General features: G+C 69.4%; 1 protein-coding gene. It reads right to left on the bottom strand.

Annotated elements, in window-relative coordinates:
* Nucleotides 1–540: IS21-like element helper ATPase IstB (istB, locus tag ACTQ05_RS09570; protein WP_441538980.1), on the bottom strand; the 540-nt coding region annotated here is incomplete at both ends.

Below are 540 nucleotides of genomic sequence, written 5' to 3'. Positions count from 1 at the left end.
ACCCTGTCCGCGATCGCGCTCGCCGCCACGTCGTCCCCGAACACCCTGCCCCAGCCGCTGATCCCCACGTTGGTGGTGATGATCGTCGAGCGCTGCTCGTAGCGCGTCGATATCAGCTGGAACAGCAGGTCCGCGCCCGCGCTGCCGACGTCGAGGTAGCCGAGCTCGTCGATGATCAGCAGCCTCGAGTGGGCGTAGTACCTGAGCCTCTTCTTGAGGATGCCGCGCGACGAGGCGTCCTCCAGGTCCTCGACGAGCCGGGCGCAGTCCACGAACCTGACCTCGCGCCCCGCCCTGACCGCCTCGATGCCCAGCGCGACGGCGAGGTGCGTCTTGCCCACGCCGGGGCTCCCCACGAACAGGACGTTCTCGGCCCGCTCGACGAACCTCAGGGTCGCGAGCTCCTCGATCTCGGCGCGCGGGACCGACGGCTGGAAGTCCCAGTCGAAGTCCGCCAGCCCCTTGACGTAGGGGAACCCCGACGACCGTATGCGCTGGTTGGTGATCCTGACCTCCCGGGCGGCGACCTCGACGCGCGTC

The sequence above is a fragment of the Collinsella sp. LCP21S3_A9 genome (assembly GCF_052118785.1).
In the GTDB taxonomy this organism is placed as follows: domain Bacteria; phylum Actinomycetota; class Coriobacteriia; order Coriobacteriales; family Coriobacteriaceae; genus Collinsella.
This window is presented reverse-complemented; position numbering and strand designations above follow the sequence as displayed.